Here is a 22,267-nt window from a genome sequence, read left to right as displayed (position 1 = left end):
GTATAATAATGTCTGAAAAAATAAAATTCGCAGTAGTAGGCTGTGGACATATCGGAAAAAGACATGCTGAAATAATATCAAGGAATATTGAATGCGAGCTTGTAGCTTTAGTAGATGTTAAAGATAAATCTGCTTTAGAAATGGAAAGCTTGAATATCCCTTTTTTTACATCATTAGATGAACTTCTTAGTTCAGGAATTGATGTAGATGTAATTAATATTGCCTCACCCAACGGTTTTCACTTTGAACAGGCCTATAAGGCATTATCTGCAGGAAAACATGTTGTGGTTGAAAAACCCCTTGCGCTTAATAAGCAAGATGCTGAAAAACTTGTTTATCAGGCATTGCAGAAACACAAATATATTTTTGTTGTTATGCAGAATCGTTATTCTCCTCCTTCAGTTTGGATCAAAGAAATGATTGAAAGCAAAATGCTGGGAGAAATATATATGGTTCAGCTTAATTGCTATTGGAATCGTGATAACCGATACTATAAACCAGAATCTTGGCACGGTAAGCTGGATTTGGATGGAGGTACCCTATTTACACAGTTTTCTCATTTTATAGATATCATGTATTGGTTATTTGGAGATATTACCAATATTAATGGAAAATTTGCAGATTTTAATCACAAAAATCTTACTGATTTTGAAGATTCGGGATTTGTGAGTTTTGATTTCGTGAATGGTGGAATGGGAGCCCTAAACTATTCTACTTCAGTTTGGAATCAGAATCTGGAAAGTTCAATGACAATTATTGCCGAAAACGGAGCGGTAAAGATTGGAGGACAATATATGGATAAGGTTGAAGTCTGTAATGTAAAAAACTATATAATGCCGGAATTATCGCCTATAAATCTGGTTAATGATTACGGAGCCTATAAGGGGTCGGTAGCTAATCATGACTATGTTATTGAAAATGTTGTAGATGTATTAAGAGAAAGAAATACAATAACTACCAATGCTTTGGAAGGACTAAAAGTTGTGGACATTATTGAAAGAATTTACGCATTAAGAAAATAAAATTTTTATTGTGTTCAGATTCATATATAAAAATTAATCAAAGATGACTTAAGAATAGTAAGCTTTAGACATGGTTTCCTAAATTTTTCTAACGAAGTTATTTAGATTTAAGTTGTAATTAATATGAATTAAAATAGGAAGATAATTTATTGATTGGATTTTTCCGAAAAAAGATACAGCTTTGTATCTTATCAAATCAAAAATAACATACGCAAAATAAATAAATGAAAATGCTTTTCTCTTTATTTGGAATAGAATGAGTTTTTTTGAAATATTTTAAACCAAAACGGCCACAGTTAACCATACATATCCAATGAAAATCTATAAAAGATTATTAGAATATAGAGTTCAGATTAATAATTTTATTTCGCTATTTATACTTCAAGGGCTAAACTTTATTTTACCCCTTATTACTTTTCCCTATTTATTTAGAACACTGGGGGTAGATAATTTTGGTTTGATATCATTCTCTACAGCCCTCTTATTTTATTTTCAGATCTTTATAGATTTTGGATTTAATTTATCAGGAGCCAGGCATGTAGCCTTAAATAGAGATAATAAAGAATCATTAAATACAATATATTCAGCTATAACATATAGTAAGATTTTATTGATAATTATAGGCTTTGTTATATTGTTTGTTTCTGTGGTGTGTATACCCAAACTAAGCCATAATGCCAATTTGTATTATATTTCATATTTAGTAATAATTGGACAAACATTTTTTTCCAACTGGTTTTTTCAGGGTGTGGAAAAAATGAAAAATATAACTATAATTAATATTGTTACAAAAGTACTTTCTACAATTTTTATTTTTTTGTTTGTAAAGAAAACTAATGATTTTTTATTGGTTCCTATTTTCTACTGTATTGGGAATTTTGTATCAGCGGTTATATCCATTTTAATTATAAGAATAAAATACAATGTTGTTCTGGTAAGAGTAACAAAGGAAACCATCACTTATTACCTTAAAGATGCTATGCCATTATTTGTTTCAAATCTGTCTGTAACCCTCTATACTTTTTCAACGGTTATTTTATTAGGTTTTTTCTACAATAATACAATTGTTGGATATTATACGCTGGCAGAGAGAATTATTGCAGCCATGAAAAGTGTTATTAATCCTATATCACAATCATTATATCCTTTCTTAAGTATTAAAGCAAAGGAATCGAAAGAAAAACTATTAGCATTTAATTTTAAATTCCTTGTGGTTATGGGTGGGGTATTTTTACTGATTTGTCTTTTAGTTTTCATTGGATCCCCATATATTCTTCTGTATTTCTTTGGTAAAGATAGTTCCATGTCATTAGTTTCATTAAGAATAATGCTGCCAATACCATTTTTATTGATCATTGATACGGTGCTGGCAACTTTTACATTGCTGGTCTTTAATTATAGTAAATATTATACTAAGGCCGTATTGATCGTAGGTTTAGTGAACCTTTGTGTTGCTACAGTATTGATATATTATTTAAAAGATATAGGTGCTGCCTTATCTACCCTTTTAAGTGAAACGTTAGTCGCTATATTACTTTTCATTTATTGTAAAAAAGTTAACTTATTACCAATTAGATCTAAATTATAGTTTATGACCATACCTATTGTTATATTACATAAAGATGACATTATTAATTTAGAAATAATGTTGGACTCTATCTATAAAAATACCAGATATCCATTTGAAATTTTTTTAATAGATAATGCTTCAGCTCCTAATCTGAAAGCAAAATTGGAAGAATTACAGAAGAAATATAATTTTTATTTAATTTTTTCTAAAAAAAATAACTGGTTATTTGGATTTAATGCAGTTTTCAAACACCCTAATTGGAAAAAAGATTATCAATATTATATATTCTCCGATTGCGATATAGAAGTACCTGCTCTACAAGAAAAATGTTGGCTTGAAAGAATGGTGGATGAGATGGATAATAATGTATGTATCGGAAAATTAGGAATATCTCTTAAATATTCTGATATTGATAAAGGTGAAATATATGATAAAGTTGTAAAACAAGAACTTATTCATGATGCTCAGCCAACAATTGGAAGTAAAAACAGGATAGCTCCGGTAGATACTACATTAGCCATATATAGAACGGATCTCTTTGTATACAATAAATTTAGGTTTTCTATAGGACATGCTTCTCTTGTTAGGCCATATTACTATGTTTGTCGCACTGATAGATCTGAAATTGAAGCCAGACACTTAGGATGGTACAATAGAGGCACTACTAATAACACAGAAGAACAGCTAAAAAGTAAGATTATATGTTTTGCAAACTATGCTGCTTTTATCGAACCCGTTGTCTTCGAAAGAATGCCAAAATATTACTATTATTATTATAAAATAATTAAGCCTATTACCAAATTATATTGGAGTACAAATGTAATTATGGCACTCTTTTATTATTACATAAAAAATTTCCCACGCAATATAAATATGTTGCAAAACAAACTTAGGTAATTGTTAATACAAAACTTTATCAGAAATAATTGATTAAACCTGAATCATACAATGAAGATAAAGTACTTAAGTAATTGGTAACTAAAATAGAATCAAAGAATCTATTATTTAGATCATACAAAATTGGTAACTTACTTCAAATTTTATTAAAAGAAAGTAAATGTATTTTTTCATAGTATTACAATTATTGTTATATATCCTTTTAGCAAATCAATTTAAGATTAAGCCTGCATTTGCATTTTTTGCTATTCTGTATAGTATTGCAGCAATTGTTGCAAGATATTTGGTTCCATTAGAGGCTAATGCAGACTACGGTGCATATTATTACAATTATGGTAATTATATGGAAGATAATATACCGTTTTATGTCAAAATATTTAAAGAACCTTATTTATTTTATATTAAAAGATTATTAGAGTTCTTTTTTCGCTGGGAAGAGGTAATTCCTATTCTTTATTATTTTAATTTTGCTATTAGTACATTGTTTTTTATATGGTTGGCATCATTAAAAGATGTTGCTCTATGGAAAAAAATTTTTTTTTATGCAACGTATTATTTTCTAATCGCTTTTACCTTAATAAGAAATGGTCCCGCATATATGTTGGTTACTGTTTTTTTCTATTATATTCAGAGAGGGAAAGTCTGGTATTGGGGATATGCAGCCCTTTTAATGCACATAAGTAGTGTAATGGCATTGGCTACATCCTTTTTTAAAAATGACAAAGTAGACTTAAGGTTTTTCATTTTTGCCTTTGGTGGTGTTGGGATAATAGCCATGTTTGCTAATCTTCCAATATTTTCTTCATTATTATTAAAATATGATTCCTATTCAACATCGGATAGGGCAATTTCAGCTTCACATTATATTTTTTTTACAATATTTAATTTGGTAGTATTTTTTATATTTTATTTTAATAAAAAAATTGTATACACCAAAATATTTGTTATTCTATATCTGCTATGTGTGGCCTTTTTTATTATAAATCCAGTGATGTTTTTTCGATTTTCCATCTACGCAATATCTTTTTTAAGTATCAGTCCCACATATACAATAACAAAATTGGATCGCTTTTTGAATAGGTGTGTAATTTTGACTGTACTTTATTTTGTTTATAATTTTATAGGGAATCATCCGGATTTGCGATAGTTTTTAAAAAAAGATTTCATGGAGAGAATAAAAATTTTATTGGCTACTTATAATGGCGAAAAATATATTCAGGAGCAAGTAGACTCTATTCTTAACCAAACAAATGTTATAGTAGACATTGTGGTAGGAGATGATGGAAGTAGAGATGGTACGCTAGATATTGTTAAAAACAAATATCCGGAGATATCTATCACTAAAAATACACCAGGCACGGGATCTGCGGCGAAGAATTTTTTGAAAATGGTTGCTAATCTTCGTTTTGAAGAAAATTTTGAATATGTTGCATTTTCGGATCAGGATGATATATGGCTGCCCGAAAAGATGAATAAAGCAGTTCAATTATTACAACAGGAAAAAAGAGATTTGTATTGTTCCAACCTCACAAAATGGGATATGGGAACAGATATCTTTAGTGAGCTTAAAAAAGACTTTCCACAAAAAGAATTTGATTTTTTATTTGAAGGGGGAAGTGCAGGGTGTACTTATCTTTTTACAAAAAAGTTTGCCAAAGACTTGCAAGACTTTTTAAAGACTATTGATTCTTCAGATTGGAAAGGATTTTCGCATGATTGGTTAGTCTATTTTTTTGCCAGGTCAAGAAATTACAAAGTAATTATAGATAAGAATTCATATATCCATTATCGTTTGCATCAGGAAAATGTACATGGGCATCTTAATAAATTATCATGGAATACGATTAAAGAAAAATCTTCAGAAGTATTTAATGGGTACTATCAGAATCATGCAAAAAACTATATTAAATATTTAAATAAAAACTCAGAGGCTTATTCAATCTATCAGCAATTTTTGAAAGGATATATTGCAAGAAATAAAGTTATCTTAAAATATAACACAGAATTGATGAGGGATAAAAAAAAGTTTCTCATTTTTGCAGTATTGAATTTATTAAAATTTTAATTTGTTCCGTGTATGTATAAAAATTTTTTCAAACGCGTCTTTGATTTCTTAGCAGCACTCATTGGATTGGTTCTACTTTCACCCGTATTTATATTCGTAAGTATAGGATTGTATTTTGTAAATGAAGGAAAACCATTTTTTTTTCAGGCAAGACCAGGTTTGAACGGAAAGATTTTTAAAATTATCAAGTTCAAAACAATGAATGATAAGAAAGATGTGAAGGGCAATTTATTATCTGATGCAGAACGCCTAACACCCATTGGAGCATTTGTCAGAAAAACTTCTTTGGATGAAATACCACAATTGATAAATGTGTTAAAAGGAGATATGGCTTTAATTGGACCAAGGCCTTTATTACCACAATATTTGCCTCTTTATAATGAAGTTCAAATGCGTCGTCACGAAGTTCGTCCAGGAATTACTGGTTGGGCACAAATTAATGGTAGAAATGCTATTTCATGGATGCACAAATTTGAATTAGATGTTTGGTATGTGGATAATATATCCTTAATTTTGGACATCAAAATATATTTCTTAACCATTAAAAAAGTAATTATCAGAGAAGGAATTTCTCAAGAAGGCCAGGTTACAATGGAAGGGTTTAATGGGAATAATTAAAAAAATAGTATGAAAAGAAACTTAATCGAATACTTGATCGAAACAGTAAAACAAAAAGGAAATATAACTGCTGTTATCGAAAATGATAAAGAAATTACATTTAATCAATTATATAAAAACATTTGTATTTTAGGGAATTTGATTCTTGAAAAATCTGATGTAATTAATAAACCTATTGCTGTATATCTTCCAAAATCTATTAACTGTGTTATAGTAGATTTAGGCGTAATGATTACAGGAAATGCTTATCTTAATTTAGATATAAAAAGTCCTTCACAGCGTGTTGAGAATATTTTGGATTTGGTTCAGCCGGAGTTTATCATTACAACTAAAAATTTGCTAAAAGGACTGGAGGGAATTTATGCTGCAGATAAAATCATTCTTATTGACGAATTAGATTTTGATAACCAATCAAAGGATAAGCAATTATTAGAAAGATTACAACTGAGAAGTATTGATACTGATATGTCTTGTGTAATCAATACTTCAGGCTCTACGGGAACACCAAAATCCGTTGCACTTAATCATAGAAGTTTTGTAGATTTTATTGAGGTTTCTGATGAAATTTTTCAGTTTTCAGAAAACGAAGTTATTGGGTCTTTGTCACCTGTAATTTTTGATATTTTTAGCTATGAACTTTGCATGTTGATTTCTAAAGGAAGCTGTATTGTGGTTTTACCAGAAAATATGGCAGCATTTCCTATAAAAATATTAGAGGAAATGCAAAGAACCAAAGTAAGTTTTATCTTCTGGGTTCCTACTATAATGGTAAACATCGCCAATATGGATTTACTTACAAAAGTAAATCTTGATACCTTGAAGTTGGTTTGGTTTGCAGGAGAGGTTTTTCCTACAAAACAATTTAATTATTGGAAAAAAACACTTACCCATACAAAGTTTGCAAATCTTTACGGACCTATTGAGATTACTCTAGATTGTACATACTTCATTGTTGATAGAGATTTTGAAGATAACGAGCCACTTCCAATTGGTATTCCTTATAGAAATACGGATGTCTTAATCATAACTGATGAAGATAAATTGGCAGAAAAGGGTGAAGAAGGCGAGTTATGTGTAAGAGGAAGCTCATTAGCTTTAGGCTATTATAATAATCCTGAGAAAACAGCCGCTGCTTTTGTTCAAAACCCTTTGAATACACATTATCCGGAAGTTATTTACAGAACAGGAGATATAGTTGCTCTTAACGAAAGAAACGAAATTATTTTCAAAGGTCGAAAAGATACATTAATCAAACATCAAGGGTATAGAATCGAGATGGGTGAAATAGAGCATATTGTTGTAAATACCCTGAAAATTGCTAAAAATGCATGTTGTGTTTATAATCGTGACAACAAGGAAATTGTTTTATATTACGAAAACCCAACAGATATAGAACCTGCTGTGTTCAGAAAAGAATTGTTAGCAAATCTGCCAAAATATATGATTCCAACAGTCTATATACGTTATGATGAAATGCCTAGAAATCCCAATGGTAAAATTGACAGAGCATTTTTAAATCAACAAGCTAACGCATAAGAAAATGGAGCACGTTGAGCATTTTACTTATTCCGATATAAAATCTGAACTGTTTAGGTTAAAATCTAAAGAAATGAAAACCAATTTCTTTATGACTGAATTGCAATTTAATCAGTTGTTATCTGAAAATAAAATTCAGGTATTTAAAACAGAAAAAGCATGTTTTTTGCTGACAGGTGATGATGGGTTTACGAGATTATATTTTATTGCTTCGGACATTACAGAAATAAAGTTCTTTTTAAATAACGAAATTCGAAAACTGACAGCAGATATTTCAGTAGAAATCGCAGGAAGCTCTAAGTATTTACAAAATATTAAAGAAACTTTCCTTCAAAATGGGTTTTATAAATATTCTTCTATGGTAAGAATGAGTAAAATAAGAAACGAGATAGAAGAAGTAGATTTTGAGAATATTCATTTGCTCACTGTAGATAAGAAAAAGGAATTTCAGAAACTTTACAAAAAATATTTTGATAAATTTGTTGAGCGAATTCCTACAATGGAAGAGATAGACGGGTTTATTAATAATAAAAATACCTATTATTTCTCGGATAATGATGAAATTCAGGGTTTTATTGTTTTTGAGTCTCACGGAATCACCAGCCACTTACGCTACTGGTTTGTACATCCAAATTATCGCGACAAAAAAATTGGATCAAAACTTATTCAATTATTTTTCAATATCGGTGAAAATGTAAAGAGAGAGCTGTTTTGGGTAATTGAAAGTAATGAAAACGCTATAAAAAGATATAAGCATTTTGGGTTTGTTGAAGAAGACATGCACAATTTGATTTTAATAAATAAAGATAAAAAATATGAAGAACCAAATTATTGAAATATTAAACGGAATTCGTCCTGAGTTCGATTTCGGAACAGAAACAAACTTTATTTCTCAAGGTATGTTAGACTCCTTTGATTTAATTACATTGGTAACGGAACTTGATGAGGCTTTTGCAATTTCAATAGATGGTACAGATATTTTACCAGAGAATTTCGAGTCTGTAGATGCTATAGAGACATTGCTTAAAAAGAACGGTGCACAATAATGAAAATTAATTTTTCAAATAAAAAAATTACAGGTATACTGAGTATCTTGCCTTCAAACGAAGTTATGTTTGAAGATGAGATGCAGAATTATAGCTTTTCTGAAGCCAAATCTTTAAAACTAAAAGCTGCAATGGGCTTTAAATCCAAAAGAGTTGTAGCTGAAGAATCTACTACAAGTTTTGATTTGGTAGCGGCAGGCTTAGATTATTTATTCGATAATCATTTATTAGATAAAAATTCTATTGATGCTTTACTTTTTGTAAGCCAAAGTCCAGAATTTATTATGCCGCCAACAAGTAATTTACTGCATGGTAAATATGAGCTGGATGAACGTGTATTCTGTCTGGATATCAATCAGGGGTGTGCTGGTTTTGTTGTAGGATTACAGCAAGCTTTTATGTTGCTTAATAATGAAGGCGTTAACAAAGTTGTTTTGTGTAATGCAGATGTTTTAAGTCCGAAAGTTTCAAAATTCGACAGGAATAGCAATCCATTAATTGGAGATGCTGCAGCAATCACAATTATTGAAAATACGGATGAAAATACGTCTATAGTTGGCGAAATAAGAATGGATGGAAGTGGGGCAATGGCACTTAATATTCCTGCTGGCGGTGCAAGAATGCCAATTACTGAAGAAACTGCCGAACTTTATGAAGATACTTTTGGGAATAAAAGAAGTAAGAATCATTTGGTAATGCAGGGAGATAATGTATTTAATTTTGTTCAGACAAGGGTTCCGGAACAAATAAAAAATATTGTGGAAAACTCTAATGATAGTGTAGAAGCTATTGATTATTTCTTATTTCATCAGCCTAACAGGTTTATGCTACAAAAATTAGCCGATAAAATTGGAGTAAGCAGAGAAAAGTTACCATCCAATGTAGTAGAAAATTTTGGAAACTCCAGTGGTGTAACTATTCCGGTGGTTACTACTTATAATTTAGGAGAACAATTAGAAAACTCAGAATTAAAAGTATGTTTTTCTGGTTTCGGAGTAGGACTTACATGGGGAACTATTATTATGAAATTGGGAAATTTAGACTTTTGCAAACTTATTTATAAATAAAAAATAAAATATATAATTATGGAAGATTTCTTAGAACAAATGACAGAAATAATGGAGGTGGATAGTGTAAATCCTTCTGATGAACTTACTTCTTTTGAAGCTTGGGATTCTTTAACTACACTATCAATTATTGCTTTGGCAGATGATGAGTATCAAGTTTCATTAACCAATGCAGAGATTGCAGATGCTAAAACAATTGAAGGCTTACATCAATTAATTCTAAGCAGACAAAATGCATAAAAATTTTTTAGACTTTTCTGAAAAATCAATCCTTATCACAGGAGCAGGTTCCGGAATTGGAAAAGCAACAGCTTTGTATTTATCTTCATTAAATGCAAAGCTTCTTTTATTGGATATCAATGAAGCTTCGTTGAAAGAAACTTTGAAAGACTGTAATGAGAAATGTGATTATCTTGCTATAGATTTATCAGACATTCATGGAATTAAAAATACTGTAGGTGATAAGATAAAATCTTTTGGTGCTTTGGACGGGATGGTACACATTGCCGGAATTCCTTATGTTTCACCATTAAAGACTTTAAATACAGATACTGTTGAGAAAGTGTTGAAAATAAATACAGTTGCTGCTCTAGAATTATCGAAAGTATTTACAAAGCATAAAAACTATAAATTGGAAAATCCATCTGTAGTCTTTATTTCATCAGTTTATGGATTAGTAGGCTCTGCTGCAAATGTAGCCTATGCAATGTCCAAATCAGCTTTGCACGGTATTACCAAGTCATTGGCAATAGAACTGGCACCAAAACATATTCGTGTGAATTGTGTAGCTCCCGGGTTTATCAAAACCGAGATGTTAGATAATGTTTCCGGGTCTTTTGATAATGAGTATAATGATAGATTAAACCAACTTCATCCTTTGGGATTGGGCGAGGCAGAAGATATTGCTTATGGAATTACCTATTTATTATCAGATATGAGCAAATGGGTAACCGGAAGTATTTTATCGGTAGATGGTGGTTTTACAGCACAATAATTTTATATGAAAGAAACACTTTTTTTAACAGGAGCTACAGCAGGAATTGGGGAGGCGTTAGCAATAACATTGTCCCAGCAATATGACATTATTCTCAGCGGAAGAAATACAGAGAAATTAGAAGCTTTAAAATCAAAATGTTCAACGGAAAATTCAGTATATATTTTGCCTTTGGATCTTTCTGATATTGATAATTTAGAGAAAAATATTTTGCATTTCCTTTCTGAGAATCAATTGGCAGTTCAGAAATTTGTACATTGTGCAGGTTTTATGAAAATGGTTCCACTAAAGTTGGTTAGTCAGGATTTGATGTTGGAAACTTTCAAAACCAATGTATTTTCAGCCAATATCATTATAAAGCTGCTGACAAATAAGAAAGCAAATAATTCAGCATTGAATAATGTAGTTTTAATTTCTAGCAATATTAGTAATCGTGGTGCAAAAGCAATGAGTACTTACGGCTCTTCTAAAGCAGCGTTGGATGGATTAATGAGAAGCTTAGCTGTTGAGTTAGCTCCTAAAGTTAGAATAAATTCTGTTTTACCAGGTGCTGTAATTACAGAAATGACAAAGTCAATTTTTGAAAATGAAGAAGTAAGTCAGCGTATGTCTGCACAATACCCTTTAGGGATTGGCTTACCAAATGATATTGCAGAAGCTGTTAGCTTTTTACTTTCAGAACAATCAAGATGGATTACGGGGCAGCAATTAACTGTTGATGGAGGAAGAAGTATTAATATTACAGGATAATGCTGACTATTCAATTATTTGAAAATTCACCTATTGATTCAATATCCTATATTTTAGCTAATCCTCAAAATCAAGAGGCTTTAATTATTGATCCTGGTACTGAAAATGACAAGAGAATTACAGATTATTTATATGATAATAATTTGGATTTAAAGTTTATTTTCCTCACTCATGAACATTTTGACCATATTTTAGGAGTGAACTTTTTAAGAGAAAATTTTCCAAATGTTAAGGTAATTTCATCTCATAAAACATCAGAAAGATTGCCAAATCCTAAAAAAAATCTGGCGATATTTCATAATCAAAACAAGTTAGTAGTAGATAAATCTGAGATTATTGTTGAGGAAGGTTACTTTAAAATGATTGATTATGAGTTTGAAATATATAATACACCTGGGCATACAGACTCCTCAATAAGTCTGAAAATTGGAGATTTCTTTTTTTCTGGAGATTTTCTTTTACAAGGGACAAGAATTGTTACCAATTTACCTACAGGTTCCAAAAAGACATATCAGCAAAGTATAGAAAAACATAAAAACATGCTTCAAGGGGTTACTATTTTTCCAGGACATGGTGAAAAGTATATTTTTGAAGATAATAAGACAATATGAAACCAATAATTTTTATAGGAAGTGGAGCTGTAGCTTCAGAAGTAATTTCTTATTTGGAAGATATCCAAAATCAAAATCCTTCTAATGCATTTGAAATCTATGGTTTTCTAAATGATAATGAAGATGATTTTAAGATAAAATCTGAAAAGTATGGTTTTGAAGGCCGCTTTTTAGGTCCAATTGCGAAGCATGAATTTTCAGAGCAATATTCTTATATTTTTGGATTTGCGAATCCTTCAGGTAAAGAAAGTATTGTAGAAAAATTAGATTTGGGAAAATTAGATTTCCCAACAATTATCCACCCGTCAGTTGTTATTTCAAAATCGGCTAAACTTGGAAAAGGAAATATAATATATCCAAATTCGGTTATTGGTCCCAATTGTAAAATAGGTGATTTTAATTTAGTTACTTCATATAGCTTTATTAGTCATGATTGCGAAATAGGTGACTATAATTTTTTATCTACTGCAGGCTTAGCAGGCAATGTAAAAATAGGGAACAAAAATTTTTTTGGAATTAGAAGTACAGTTATTCCTTCAATAACAATTGGTTCTGAGAATACCATTCAGGCAGGAATGGTTATTGATAAAAATGTTTCTGATAATGAAACTGTTTTTTACCGGTTTAAAGAAAAAGTAACTATCATAAGATCATAATAATATGTCAAATAAAATCTGGTTATCCTCACCGCATATGGGAGGTAACGAACAAAAATATATCAATGAAGCTTTTGATGAAAATTGGATCGCTCCATTAGGCCCGAACGTTAACGGTTTTGAAGAAGACTTAGAAAAATTCTTAAATAAAGACGTAAAGGTTGCTGCTTTATCAGCAGGAACAGCAGCTCTTCATCTTGCTTTAATTGAAGCTGGTGTTCAGCACGGAGATGAAGTAATTTGTCAGTCTATGACATTTTCAGCCTCTGCCAACCCAATAGCGTATTGCGGTGCCGATCCTGTTTTTGTAGACAGCGAAAATGATACATGGAACATGTGTCCTAAAGCCTTAAGAGAAGCTGTTGAAGACAGAATTCAAAAAGGGAAAAAGCCAAAAGCTATCATTGTTGTTCATTTATACGGAATGCCGGCAAAAATGGACGAAATTATGGCTGTTGCAAAAGAATTTGAAATAGATTTAATTGAAGATGCTGCAGAAGCTTTGGGATCCACTTATAAAGGACAGGCATGTGGAACATTCGGACGTTTCGGAGTGCTAAGCTTTAATGGAAATAAAATTATCACGACTTCAGGTGGTGGTGCATTAGTATGCCATACCAAAGAAGATAAAGATAAAATCGTTTTCTTATCCACTCAAGCAAGGGACAATGCTCCTCATTATCAGCATTCACATATTGGATTCAACTACAGAATGAGTAATATTGTGGCGGGAATAGGAAGAGGACAAATGGAAGTACTTAAAGACAGAGTTGCTGCCCGCAGAGCAATGCACGATTTTTATGTTGATCTTTTCAAAAATATTGAAGGTGTAACAGTATTTACAGAACCAAATAGTGATTTTTATTCAAATCATTGGCTGTCTGCAATAATTATTGATCCTGAAACTACAGGAAAGAACAGGGAAGATTTAAGACATGCATTTTTAGAAGATAATATCGAATCAAGACCACTATGGAAGCCAATGCATCTGCAGCCAGTTTTTGAGTCTGCTCCTTACTATGGAGGAAATATCTCAGAAAAACTTTTTGATAACGGATTATGTCTTCCATCAGGCTCTAATTTGTCCGATGATGACAGAGAAAGAATAACAAAAGTAATTCATACTTACTTTAAAGTTTAATAGCATTACATTGAATGAATCAGTATAAAAATTGGAAAATAATTTTTGATTTTATTTTAGCAGTAATAGTTATATTGCTGCTTTTGCCAATACTGATCATTTTGTTTATAATTGCAAGCCTGGATACATCTTCTAATGGTATTTTTCTCCAAACACGGATTGGGCAGTACGGAAAACCTTTTACCATTTTTAAGTTTAAAACAATTCATGAAAGAAAGAGAACATGCTCCAGAACAGGGCAGACTCTTAGGAAGCTTAAATTTGATGAACTTCCACAATTGTTTAATGTCTTGAAAGGAGAAATGAGTTTTGTGGGTCCCAGGCCTGATATTGAAGGATATTATGATAAACTTACAGGAGAAGATAGAAAAGTACTGGAGTTGAAACCAGGATTAACTTGTGAAGCAAGCATAAAATACAGAAATGAAGAAGAACTTCTGAAAAACCAGAAGGATCCCTTAGCATATAATGATGAAATACTTTTCCCAAATAAAGTAAAAATGAATCTTGATTATTTTGAAACAATGTCTTTCAAAAATGATATCATGATTCTGTTTAAAACAGTGAAAACCATATTGAAATAGAATTTATTACTATTATGAAAATTAAAGAAACCCCGCTTAAAGATTGTTATATCATAGAGCCTACCGTATTTGAAGATGACAGAGGCTACTTCTTTGAAAAATACAACGAAAAAAGATTCGAAGAACTTACAGGAATGAACGGGCACTTTGTACAGGATAATATTTCCAAATCTTCTTATGGAGTACTTAGAGGGCTGCACCTTCAGAAAGGCGAACATGCACAGGCAAAACTGGTATCTTGTCTTGAAGGCAGCGTATGGGATGTAGCGGTAGATCTTAGAGAAGATTCTCCTACATTCGGAAAGTGGTTCGGAATTGAGCTTACTGCAGAAAATAAACTTCAGCTATATGTACCAAGAGGTTTTGGACATGGATTTTCTGTACTGAGTACTAACGCTGTGTTTTCCTATAAATGTGACAACTTTTATAATAAAGAATCAGAAGGCAGTGTAAAATTCAATGATCCGGATCTTGGTATAGACTGGAAAGTTGATGAGAAAGATGCCATTCTTTCTGAAAAAGACGAGAATGCACCTTTGTTTAAAGAAAAAAACTTTTAAAGTATATCCCTGAAAACCACTTTTCTAAAGTGGTTTTTATTTTTTAATTCCTAACTCTTCAATATTTCGTATCTTTGCAGACTCAAAATCAAAAAGATGCGTACAAAATCTGTAGGGAAGAAGAAAATCAATGTAGTCACTCTTGGATGTTCCAAGAATGTATACGATTCTGAAGTATTAATGAGCCAGCTGAAAGCCAATGGCAAAGAAGTGGTTCACGAAGACCGTGGTGACATTGTAGTAATCAATACCTGCGGATTTATTGATAATGCTAAAGAAGAATCCATCAACACTATTCTGGATTATGTAGAGGCGAAAAATAGAGGTGAGGTTGAAAAAGTATTCGTTACAGGATGTTTATCAGAAAGATACAAGCCGGATTTGATAAAAGAAATTCCGGATGTTGACCAGTATTTCGGAACAAGAGATCTTCCGATGCTGCTAAAACATCTTGGAGCAGATTATAAACATGAATTGGTAGGTGAAAGACTGACAACTACTCCAAAGCATTATGCATACCTTAAAATTTCAGAAGGCTGTGACAGACCGTGTTCTTTCTGTGCGATCCCATTGATGAGAGGAGGGCACATTTCAACCCCTATCGAAAAATTAGTTTCTGAAGCTCAGAAACTGGCGAAAAAAGGAACAAAAGAATTAATTCTTATTGCACAGGATCTTACTTATTATGGTCTTGATCTTTATAAAAAAAGAGCATTAGGTGACCTCTTAAAAGAGTTGGTGAAAGTAGAAGGTGTAGAATGGATCCGTCTTCATTATGCTTTTCCAAGTGGTTTCCCGGAAGATGTTCTTGATATTATCCGTGAAGAACCTAAAGTTTGTAATTATATAGATATCCCGCTTCAGCATATCAATTCCGATTTGTTGAAATCAATGAAGAGAGGTACTACCCACGAAAAAACAGATGCTCTTTTAGGAAAATTCAGAGAAAAAGTTCCTGATATGGCAATCAGAACAACACTTATTGTTGGATATCCTGGTGAAACAGAAGAAAGATTCCAGGAGCTTAAAGACTGGGTAAGAGAACAGAAATTTGACAGACTAGGCTGCTTTACCTATTCTCACGAAGAGAATACTACAGCATATGTATTGGAAGATGATATTCCACAGGAAGTAAAAGAGGCTAGAGTAGAAGAAATTATGGAACTGCAGTCTCAAATTTCATGGGAAAAGAACCAGGAAAAAGTAGGGAAAATATTCAAATGTGTTTTTGATCGTAAAGAAGGGAATTATTTTATCGGAAGGACAGAATATGACTCACCTGATGTAGACAATACCGTGTTGGTTTCTGAAGATACTTATATTTCTATAGGTGAATTTGCAGAGGTTAAAATTACTTCAGCAGAAGAATTTGACTTATATGGAGAATTGGTATAGCTAATCCCTTATTAATCAGTTAAAAATAAGGTTTATAAAATTAATGTATTGATAAATTTTAACATAGAATTTTCTCTGCTTCTTATTCTTATTTATTTGATAATCAAATTGTTAGTGTTTTGTAAAATTAAGATTTTTTAATTTTCTTTTTTTATTTATATAAATTCAAAAATTATGTCTTAAATTTGCGCAATAAGCAATATTTTTAAATAATATGCTTTCAATGAGTTAATCATTAAAATGAAACTAAAACTTAATTGAAATAGTTATTTTATAGTTTTAGTTTCAATATAATATTCACAAGTTGGGATGCATTTTCCTTTTTTGGAAATATTGATGAAAAAAAATGTAATTAAAAATCTTTAAAAACTTATGAAAAAAATTTTATTAACAGCAATTATGCTTGTTGGCCTTTCGGCTTTTTCTAAGGCTCAGACTAATGCGGGAGTTGGGATAAACACAACCACACCTGCAGCAACTCTAGATGTAGTAGCAAATACTACTGACAACACTAAGCCTGATGCCTTGTTAGTCCCTCGTATGACAAGATCTCAGTTGTATGCAAAAGATGCGGCTTATGTTGCTGCTCAAAATGGTGCTTTAGCTTTTGTTACCGCTATTGATGGTACTGCTACAGCTAAAACTACTAATGTAACAGCTGTAGGATTTTACTATTATGATTCAGCATCTTCTACTTGGAAAACTTTAGGCGGAGGTGCTGTTGCAACTCCATTCAGATTAAACTTGGCTCAGGCAGCCTCTACAGCTTATGACTGGTCTAATTCTAATTTTGATTATTGGGAATTTACTACAGGAACCCTCTTAACTTTACCAACACCTGCAGCTTATAATGGAAGAACAATTCGTATCAGAAACCAAACTGGGGGTAACCTTACTTTTAGTGGAACTGATGGTATAGCTACTCCTAAAGGTATGTCAACTCTTACACCTATTTCTGCAGTTGAAATTTACAGTAATGGAACTACATGGTATATAATTGCAGGTAGAAACTAATAAAAACATAAATACAATGAAAAATAAATTTTTAAATATTTTTGGAGGGATTTTACTATTTGCTGGAATTTCTACCAATGCACAGATTTTGACAAATTCAAATGTTGTTACAGCCTTGACCGGTTCAAACTATTTTTTAGATGCAAGTAACTTTGAAGGTTTGGCTAATCAGAATTACGGACGAGGACTTGGGTTTCCTAGAACAAACCTGACAACATTCCAATTTGATACAGCACCTATGGATAATGATGTAACTTTATCTAATTTTGATGGAATGGTTGTATATAATACTACAGCAGGTAATACTCTTACTGGTCAGGGAGTTATAACTGCAGTTACTCCAGGTTTTTATTACTTCTCAAATCCGGGTAATCCAGGTAATATTACTAATGGAAAATGGGTTCCAATAGCAGGTGCTAATGCTGGTGTAAAAGAAAACATTCTTACTACAGAAACTGTAACGAACAGATTAATAAATAACGCTCAGATCTATGCTATTAAATCATCTTTTACAGTAAATGGATCAACAGCTCCTAATACTTATACTAATCCAGTAATTATTCCTTCTACTGGAAGCTTATATAGAATTACTATTTATCAGGCAGGAACAAATAATGTTTATGCAAACAGTGTTTATTCTTATGATAAAACTAATGGAAACTTCATTACAGGTTCTCCAAGTATGTCTGTAGTATATCCGAATGGTAACTATGACTATGTTGTAGAATATACTAAATAATACTCTATTTAAGTACAGATAATAAAACCAATGAGAAATCATTGGTTTTTACTTTTTAAAAAGACTTGTGTTCATTTAATTTTTTGGGTAGTACATCATCATAAATTTATTTTTTGAGCTATTAAAATCTAATATTAGGTCAATAGATAAATCAGCATTTAAATTTTAACAAAATAAAAGGTGTTAAAAATCAGTCTGTAAATCTTATTTTATGTGGTGAAACTTCTTCTGTAAGAAAGTTTATCCAGTATCCGGTTTTTAAGACTTTAAATATTGAAAATAAATTTTGTGGTTTTTATTTTAACTTTATGAATTTTGTAAATTGTTGATTTTCAATTGTTTTTATATTTTGTAAATTTAAATTATGCACGGGTTAGTTAATTATATTAACTTTTTGATGGTTTTTTTAACGCTTTTTAACAGTGTTATTTAAAAGCCCTATTCATAGGGGGTTGCAGACTTAGTTAACATTTTATTAATGTTTTATTAACTGTTTTTAACATATTGAATAGGGTTTTATAAAGATTCCTGATACATTTGCTCCGTCAAAACCAATAAAAGTTCAACATGATGAAAAGATTCATTCTCGTAATCATAATGATGATTTCAACCCTGGGTATTTATTCTTTTACGAGTAATGCCTTAGATGCGAAAAAAACAAGTTATGCATCGTACTACCACGATAAATTTAACGGTAGAAAAACTGCTAGCGGAGAAATCTTTGATAACTCAAAGTTTACAGCAGCAAACAGAACGCTTCCATTTGGAACAAACGTTAAGGTTACGAACCTTAAGAATGGTAAAGAGGTAATAGTGAGGATTAATGATAGAGGGCCTTTCCATTCATCAAGATCTTTAGACATGTCTAAAGCTGCGTTCGATGAGATCGGAGATATCAATCATGGTACAATTCCGGTCGAATATGAAATTGTCGATTAATTTTATGATTTAAATTAAAAAAAGCCAGCTGATTCAGCTGGCTTTTTGTATGCATCAATATCTTGGTGATTATACATTCAATTCCAATAAAGCAGGGCAATGGTCAGAATGCACAGCTTCCTTTAAAATAGCAGCCCTTGAGAGCTTATCCTTTAAGCTGTAAGAAGTGAAGTTATAATCCAGCCTCCATCCCTTGTTTCTCGCTCTGGAATTTTGTCTGTAGCTCCACCAGGTATAATTATCAGGATCACCATTGAAAAACCTGAAGCTGTCTATCAGTTCACATTCATTCATAAAATTGGTCATCCATTCTCTTTCCATAGGAAGAAATCCTGAAACATTCTTTAAGCCCTCCGGATTGTGGATATCGATTGCTTCATGGCAAATATTAAAGTCGCCGGATATAATAAGATTGGGAATTTCTTTCTTTAAATTTTTGATATACTCCAGAAAGTCATGACAGAACTGCATTTTGAAATCCAGTCTTTCAATATTGGAAGCGGAAGGAACATATACAGAAATAGCTGAAAATCCGTCAAAATCCGCACGAATGATTCTTCCTTCATTATCATAGCTTTCGATACCACAGCCATACTCTACATGATTAGGTTTGATTTTGGAGGCAATTCCGACTCCGCTATAGCCTTTTTTAACGGCTGAGTGCCAATAACTGTGATAACCTAATTTTTCAAGACTTTCGATGTCTATCTGATCGTTTCCGGCTTTACTCTCCTGAATACAGATGATATCCGGGTCAGCAGCCTTCAGCCAGCCGAGGAAATCTTTTGTGAAAGCAGCTCTGATTCCGTTGACATTATAAGTGATTAATTTCATAAACAAGAATAATTTTTTTCAAATGTAGGGAAATAAAAAAGCCGGTTTTGAATTTCAAAGCCGACTTTTTATATTTTTAGAAAGAGATTTTATTTTTTAAAAACCGTTTTACCGTCTTTTGTTAGTTCTATTTCCTCACCTTTTCCTCTCAATTCATAATGATCATTCTTATACCAGATCCCTGATGCAGGTTTTTGTCCCTGTAATTCAATGGTTTCTTTGTTGAATACTACTGTAGCTGTATTTTTAGTATTGTTGAAAGTCATGTCTAAAGTTTTTCCGCTTTTGTCTTTCGAAGTACTTTTTACAATTTCATCCTGAGTTCCAGCAACGGCTGCTGAATCAGATGGTTTTGATGCAATACTATCTGCAGTAGCAGAAGTTGAATCTGTTGTTTTCTTTTCTTTATTACATGAAGTTAAAAATAATGCGGCAGATGCTGCTGCAATAAAAATGTGTTTTTTCATAAATGTATATTATTAATGTGTGTGTCTTTTTGTATGCAAAATGAATGCCTTAAAGAAAAAAGCGGAAAAAATCATTCGATTTTTTCCGCTTTTAACCCAAAATTAAATAAACTATGAAAAAAACTACTTGGGTTCTAGAACGCTGATAGGAATAATACACTCTTCAAGTGAAATTCCTCCATGCTGGTATGTTTCTTTATAGTAATTAACAAAATGATTGTAATTCTTAGGATAAGCCAGGAATATATTATTTTTAGCAAAAATATATTTCGAACTTAAGTTTCCTTTGGGAAGGAAAAGTTTCTCCGGATTCGTAATCGCCCATACATCACTGTCATCATACGTTAAACTTTTACCTGTTTTGTATCTGATATTGGTGGATGTTTCTCTATCTCCAACCACTTTACTCGGCTTTTTAACATACACCGTTCCGTGGTCTGTAGTAATAACCAATTTATAACCGTTTTCTGCAGCTGTTTTGATGATCTTCAGTAAAGAAGAGTTTTCAAACCAGTTGTAGGTAAGAGAACGGAAAGTTTTATCATCACGGATCAACTGATCTACGATATGGTTATCTGTCTTCGCATGGGAAAGGATATCAATAAAGTTGTATACGATTACCAGTAGATCATTGTTTTTATGCTGGTTAAAATCATCGTAGATCTTTCTTTCAAAATCTGCGTTCAATACTTTAAGGTATTTCATAGACTTTGATCCGAGACCAATCCTTTTCATCTGATCTTCCAGGAAATCACGCTCAAATTCATTTTTGTTTCCTTCTTCATTATCATTAAACCATTTATCCGGGAAACGTTTCTCAATCTCAGACGGCATTAATCCTGCAAAGAAAGAGTTTCTTGCATATTGTGTAGCAGTAGGAAGGATACTGTAGTAGTAATCTTCCGAGACTTTATTATAATATTTTGTAAACAAAGGTTCAATCACTTTCCACTGGTCGTAACGAAGATTGTCTACCATTAATAAAAGAACTTTCTCTTTTTCCACTTCAGGCTTTACTTTTTCTTTGAAAAGCGTGTGGCTCATTAAAGGTTTGTCTGAGTCAATAAGCCAGTCTGCATAATTTTTCTCAATGAACTTAGCAAACTGAATATTGGCTTCTTCTTTCTGAGATTGCAAAAGATCAGCAAATTCATTATCTGCCACTTTATCAAATTTGATTTCCCAGCTAAGGATTTTTTTATAATATTCTGCCCATTCCTGATACGTTCTCAGGTAGGAAAGTTCCATAGAAAGGTTTCTGAACTCCTGTTGGTATTGTAAAATTGTTTTTTGTTCTACCAAGTTATCTTCCTGAAGATTTTTTTTGAGGGAAAGTAATATCTGATTAGGATTTACAGGCTTTAAGATATAATCGGCAATTTGAGACCCGATGGCCTCTTCCATAATATGCTCCTCTTCACTTTTAGTTACCATTACAATTTTTAAGGAGTTATCTTTTTCCTTAATCATGGGAATGGCTTCCAAACCGGAAATACCGGGCATATTTTCGTCAATTAACGTTAAAGCAAATTTCTCTGAATCCATAAGTTCCAAAGCCTCATTCACATTGTTAACAGGAGTTACCTGGTAACCCTTCTTTTCTAAGAATACGATATGAGGTTTAAGTAAATCTATTTCATCATCTATCCATAATATCTTTTCTGACATAATTTATTTTTTACATGGTTATTGTATCAAAATGTTGACCAATTCTTTTTAAAATCTCACAAATTAGAGAAATTAAAAGTTAAATATTAGTTAA

Annotated in this window: 25 protein-coding genes; 22 read left to right on the top strand and 3 right to left on the bottom strand. The window is 31.7% G+C overall.

Annotated features, from left to right (window positions below; translation table 11 throughout):
- The first annotated feature begins 8 nt into the window (after positions 1–8).
- The 22 genes from CQ046_RS04040 to CQ046_RS03935 all read left to right on the top strand — a co-directional run bounded on the left by CQ046_RS04040 (position 9) and on the right by CQ046_RS03935 (position 19,204).
- On the top strand, positions 9–1,022 hold the full coding sequence (locus CQ046_RS04040) for a Gfo/Idh/MocA family protein (protein WP_105701039.1): 1,014 nt from the start codon (positions 9–11) through the stop codon (positions 1,020–1,022).
- Positions 1,023–1,335: 313 nt separating this feature from the next.
- A complete protein-coding gene (locus tag CQ046_RS04035; RefSeq protein WP_105701038.1) occupies positions 1,336–2,610 on the top strand; it encodes a flippase in 1,275 nt (424 codons plus the stop codon).
- A 3-nt stretch (positions 2,611–2,613) separates the two neighbouring features.
- Entirely contained in the window at positions 2,614–3,489 is an 876-nt protein-coding gene (locus CQ046_RS04030) for a glycosyltransferase family 2 protein (RefSeq protein ID WP_105701037.1), read from the top strand.
- A 160-nt stretch (positions 3,490–3,649) separates the two neighbouring features.
- Positions 3,650–4,636 carry an EpsG family protein gene (locus tag CQ046_RS04025; protein ID WP_105701036.1) on the top strand — a complete coding sequence of 329 codons (987 nt, stop codon included), beginning with the start codon at positions 3,650–3,652 and terminating at the stop codon, positions 4,634–4,636.
- A gap of 18 nt (positions 4,637–4,654) precedes the next feature.
- Complete coding sequence (locus CQ046_RS04020) at positions 4,655–5,554, top strand: glycosyltransferase (protein ID WP_105701035.1); 900 nt, start codon at positions 4,655–4,657, stop codon at positions 5,552–5,554.
- Between the two features lie 12 nt (positions 5,555–5,566).
- Positions 5,567–6,172, top strand: coding sequence for a sugar transferase (locus CQ046_RS04015; protein ID WP_105701034.1), 606 nt, complete (start codon positions 5,567–5,569; stop codon positions 6,170–6,172).
- A gap of 9 nt (positions 6,173–6,181) precedes the next feature.
- The gene (locus CQ046_RS04010) at positions 6,182–7,708 is read left to right on the top strand and encodes an AMP-binding protein (RefSeq protein ID WP_105701033.1); all 1,527 of its coding nucleotides are present in this window, start codon (positions 6,182–6,184) and stop codon (positions 7,706–7,708) included.
- Between the two features lie 73 nt (positions 7,709–7,781).
- Positions 7,782–8,543: a GNAT family N-acetyltransferase gene (locus CQ046_RS04005; RefSeq protein ID WP_165790458.1), complete on the top strand. Its 762-nt coding sequence runs from the start codon at positions 7,782–7,784 to the stop codon at positions 8,541–8,543.
- The gene (locus CQ046_RS04000; RefSeq protein WP_105701031.1) at positions 8,524–8,754 is read left to right on the top strand and encodes an acyl carrier protein; all 231 of its coding nucleotides are present in this window, start codon (positions 8,524–8,526) and stop codon (positions 8,752–8,754) included. The genes CQ046_RS04005 and CQ046_RS04000 overlap by 20 nt, the downstream gene beginning before the upstream one ends.
- 65 nt (positions 8,755–8,819) lie before the next feature.
- The gene (locus CQ046_RS03995; protein WP_228406874.1) at positions 8,820–9,821 is read left to right on the top strand and encodes a 3-oxoacyl-ACP synthase III family protein; all 1,002 of its coding nucleotides are present in this window, start codon (positions 8,820–8,822) and stop codon (positions 9,819–9,821) included.
- An 18-nt stretch (positions 9,822–9,839) separates the two neighbouring features.
- Entirely contained in the window at positions 9,840–10,061 is a 222-nt protein-coding gene (locus tag CQ046_RS03990) for an acyl carrier protein (protein ID WP_105701029.1), read from the top strand.
- Positions 10,054–10,815 (top strand): SDR family NAD(P)-dependent oxidoreductase, encoded by a 762-nt coding sequence (locus tag CQ046_RS03985; protein WP_105701028.1) that lies wholly within the window; start codon positions 10,054–10,056, stop codon positions 10,813–10,815. Before CQ046_RS03990 ends, CQ046_RS03985 begins: the two co-directional genes overlap by 8 nt.
- A 6-nt stretch (positions 10,816–10,821) precedes the next feature.
- Positions 10,822–11,565 carry an SDR family NAD(P)-dependent oxidoreductase gene (locus tag CQ046_RS03980; RefSeq protein ID WP_105701027.1) on the top strand — a complete coding sequence of 248 codons (744 nt, stop codon included), beginning with the start codon at positions 10,822–10,824 and terminating at the stop codon, positions 11,563–11,565.
- Positions 11,565–12,176: an MBL fold metallo-hydrolase gene (locus CQ046_RS03975; protein WP_105701026.1), complete on the top strand. Its 612-nt coding sequence runs from the start codon at positions 11,565–11,567 to the stop codon at positions 12,174–12,176. The genes CQ046_RS03980 and CQ046_RS03975 overlap by 1 nt, the downstream gene beginning before the upstream one ends.
- Positions 12,173–12,832: an acetyltransferase gene (locus tag CQ046_RS03970; RefSeq protein ID WP_105701025.1), complete on the top strand. Its 660-nt coding sequence runs from the start codon at positions 12,173–12,175 to the stop codon at positions 12,830–12,832. Before CQ046_RS03975 ends, CQ046_RS03970 begins: the two co-directional genes overlap by 4 nt.
- 4 nt (positions 12,833–12,836) lie before the next feature.
- Positions 12,837–13,973: an aminotransferase class I/II-fold pyridoxal phosphate-dependent enzyme gene (locus CQ046_RS03965; protein WP_105701024.1), complete on the top strand. Its 1,137-nt coding sequence runs from the start codon at positions 12,837–12,839 to the stop codon at positions 13,971–13,973.
- A 14-nt stretch (positions 13,974–13,987) separates the two neighbouring features.
- On the top strand, positions 13,988–14,557 hold the full coding sequence (locus CQ046_RS03960) for a sugar transferase (RefSeq protein WP_105701023.1): 570 nt from the start codon (positions 13,988–13,990) through the stop codon (positions 14,555–14,557).
- Positions 14,558–14,571: 14 nt separating this feature from the next.
- Positions 14,572–15,117, top strand: a complete 546-nt coding sequence (rfbC, locus tag CQ046_RS03955) for a dTDP-4-dehydrorhamnose 3,5-epimerase (protein WP_105701022.1) — start codon at positions 14,572–14,574, stop codon at positions 15,115–15,117.
- A gap of 96 nt (positions 15,118–15,213) precedes the next feature.
- Positions 15,214–16,512: a 30S ribosomal protein S12 methylthiotransferase RimO gene (gene rimO / locus CQ046_RS03950; protein ID WP_105701021.1), complete on the top strand. Its 1,299-nt coding sequence runs from the start codon at positions 15,214–15,216 to the stop codon at positions 16,510–16,512.
- A gap of 372 nt (positions 16,513–16,884) precedes the next feature.
- Positions 16,885–17,526 carry a hypothetical protein gene (locus tag CQ046_RS03945; RefSeq protein ID WP_105701020.1) on the top strand — a complete coding sequence of 214 codons (642 nt, stop codon included), beginning with the start codon at positions 16,885–16,887 and terminating at the stop codon, positions 17,524–17,526.
- Between the two features lie 16 nt (positions 17,527–17,542).
- Entirely contained in the window at positions 17,543–18,265 is a 723-nt protein-coding gene (locus CQ046_RS03940; RefSeq protein ID WP_105701135.1) for a hypothetical protein, read from the top strand.
- A gap of 567 nt (positions 18,266–18,832) precedes the next feature.
- Positions 18,833–19,204 carry a septal ring lytic transglycosylase RlpA family protein gene (locus tag CQ046_RS03935; RefSeq protein WP_105701019.1) on the top strand — a complete coding sequence of 124 codons (372 nt, stop codon included), beginning with the start codon at positions 18,833–18,835 and terminating at the stop codon, positions 19,202–19,204.
- A gap of 69 nt (positions 19,205–19,273) precedes the next feature.
- On the opposite strand, the gene CQ046_RS03930 is transcribed toward CQ046_RS03935, so the two are convergent.
- From CQ046_RS03930 to CQ046_RS03920, 3 genes are all read right to left on the bottom strand, one after another.
- Positions 19,274–20,038: an exodeoxyribonuclease III gene (locus tag CQ046_RS03930; RefSeq protein WP_105701018.1), complete on the bottom strand. Its 765-nt coding sequence runs from the start codon at positions 20,036–20,038 to the stop codon at positions 19,274–19,276.
- 89 nt (positions 20,039–20,127) lie between these two features.
- Positions 20,128–20,505: an MliC family protein gene (locus tag CQ046_RS03925; protein ID WP_105701017.1), complete on the bottom strand. Its 378-nt coding sequence runs from the start codon at positions 20,503–20,505 to the stop codon at positions 20,128–20,130.
- 123 nt (positions 20,506–20,628) lie between these two features.
- Entirely contained in the window at positions 20,629–22,173 is a 1,545-nt protein-coding gene (locus CQ046_RS03920) for a bifunctional response regulator/alkaline phosphatase family protein (RefSeq protein WP_105701016.1), read from the bottom strand.
- Between the last annotated feature and the right edge of the window lie 94 nt (positions 22,174–22,267).

The sequence above is a fragment of the Chryseobacterium sp. MYb7 genome, from assembly GCF_002979455.1.
In the GTDB taxonomy this organism is placed as follows: Bacteria; Bacteroidota; Bacteroidia; order Flavobacteriales; family Weeksellaceae; genus Chryseobacterium.
The sequence above is the reverse complement of the archived record's forward strand: the minus strand, read 5'-3'. Positions and strand labels throughout refer to the sequence as shown.

Excerpts from the sequence above, each read along its gene's own strand:
- CQ046_RS04040 (WP_105701039.1), top strand. The coding sequence starts at position 9 with ATGTCTGAAAAAATAAAATTCGCAGTAGTAGGCTGTGGACATATCGGA.
- CQ046_RS04035 (WP_105701038.1), top strand. The coding sequence starts at position 1,336 with ATGAAAATCTATAAAAGATTATTAGAATATAGAGTTCAGATTAATAAT.
- CQ046_RS04030 (WP_105701037.1), top strand. The coding sequence starts at position 2,614 with ATGACCATACCTATTGTTATATTACATAAAGATGACATTATTAATTTA.
- CQ046_RS04025 (WP_105701036.1), top strand. The coding sequence starts at position 3,650 with ATGTATTTTTTCATAGTATTACAATTATTGTTATATATCCTTTTAGCA.
- CQ046_RS04020 (WP_105701035.1), top strand. The coding sequence starts at position 4,655 with ATGGAGAGAATAAAAATTTTATTGGCTACTTATAATGGCGAAAAATAT.
- CQ046_RS04015 (WP_105701034.1), top strand. The coding sequence starts at position 5,567 with ATGTATAAAAATTTTTTCAAACGCGTCTTTGATTTCTTAGCAGCACTC.
- CQ046_RS04010 (WP_105701033.1), top strand. The coding sequence starts at position 6,182 with ATGAAAAGAAACTTAATCGAATACTTGATCGAAACAGTAAAACAAAAA.
- CQ046_RS04005 (WP_165790458.1), top strand. The coding sequence starts at position 7,782 with ATGAAAACCAATTTCTTTATGACTGAATTGCAATTTAATCAGTTGTTA.
- CQ046_RS04000 (WP_105701031.1), top strand. The coding sequence starts at position 8,524 with ATGAAGAACCAAATTATTGAAATATTAAACGGAATTCGTCCTGAGTTC.
- CQ046_RS03995 (WP_228406874.1), top strand. The coding sequence starts at position 8,820 with ATGTTTGAAGATGAGATGCAGAATTATAGCTTTTCTGAAGCCAAATCT.
- CQ046_RS03990 (WP_105701029.1), top strand. The coding sequence starts at position 9,840 with ATGGAAGATTTCTTAGAACAAATGACAGAAATAATGGAGGTGGATAGT.
- CQ046_RS03985 (WP_105701028.1), top strand. The coding sequence starts at position 10,054 with ATGCATAAAAATTTTTTAGACTTTTCTGAAAAATCAATCCTTATCACA.
- CQ046_RS03980 (WP_105701027.1), top strand. The coding sequence starts at position 10,822 with ATGAAAGAAACACTTTTTTTAACAGGAGCTACAGCAGGAATTGGGGAG.
- CQ046_RS03975 (WP_105701026.1), top strand. The coding sequence starts at position 11,565 with ATGCTGACTATTCAATTATTTGAAAATTCACCTATTGATTCAATATCC.
- CQ046_RS03970 (WP_105701025.1), top strand. The coding sequence starts at position 12,173 with ATGAAACCAATAATTTTTATAGGAAGTGGAGCTGTAGCTTCAGAAGTA.
- CQ046_RS03965 (WP_105701024.1), top strand. The coding sequence starts at position 12,837 with ATGTCAAATAAAATCTGGTTATCCTCACCGCATATGGGAGGTAACGAA.
- CQ046_RS03960 (WP_105701023.1), top strand. The coding sequence starts at position 13,988 with ATGAATCAGTATAAAAATTGGAAAATAATTTTTGATTTTATTTTAGCA.
- rfbC (WP_105701022.1), top strand. The coding sequence starts at position 14,572 with ATGAAAATTAAAGAAACCCCGCTTAAAGATTGTTATATCATAGAGCCT.
- rimO (WP_105701021.1), top strand. The coding sequence starts at position 15,214 with ATGCGTACAAAATCTGTAGGGAAGAAGAAAATCAATGTAGTCACTCTT.
- CQ046_RS03945 (WP_105701020.1), top strand. The coding sequence starts at position 16,885 with ATGAAAAAAATTTTATTAACAGCAATTATGCTTGTTGGCCTTTCGGCT.
- CQ046_RS03940 (WP_105701135.1), top strand. The coding sequence starts at position 17,543 with ATGAAAAATAAATTTTTAAATATTTTTGGAGGGATTTTACTATTTGCT.
- CQ046_RS03935 (WP_105701019.1), top strand. The coding sequence starts at position 18,833 with ATGATGAAAAGATTCATTCTCGTAATCATAATGATGATTTCAACCCTG.
- CQ046_RS03930 (WP_105701018.1), bottom strand. The coding sequence starts at position 20,038 with ATGAAATTAATCACTTATAATGTCAACGGAATCAGAGCTGCTTTCACA.
- CQ046_RS03925 (WP_105701017.1), bottom strand. The coding sequence starts at position 20,505 with ATGAAAAAACACATTTTTATTGCAGCAGCATCTGCCGCATTATTTTTA.
- CQ046_RS03920 (WP_105701016.1), bottom strand. The coding sequence starts at position 22,173 with ATGTCAGAAAAGATATTATGGATAGATGATGAAATAGATTTACTTAAA.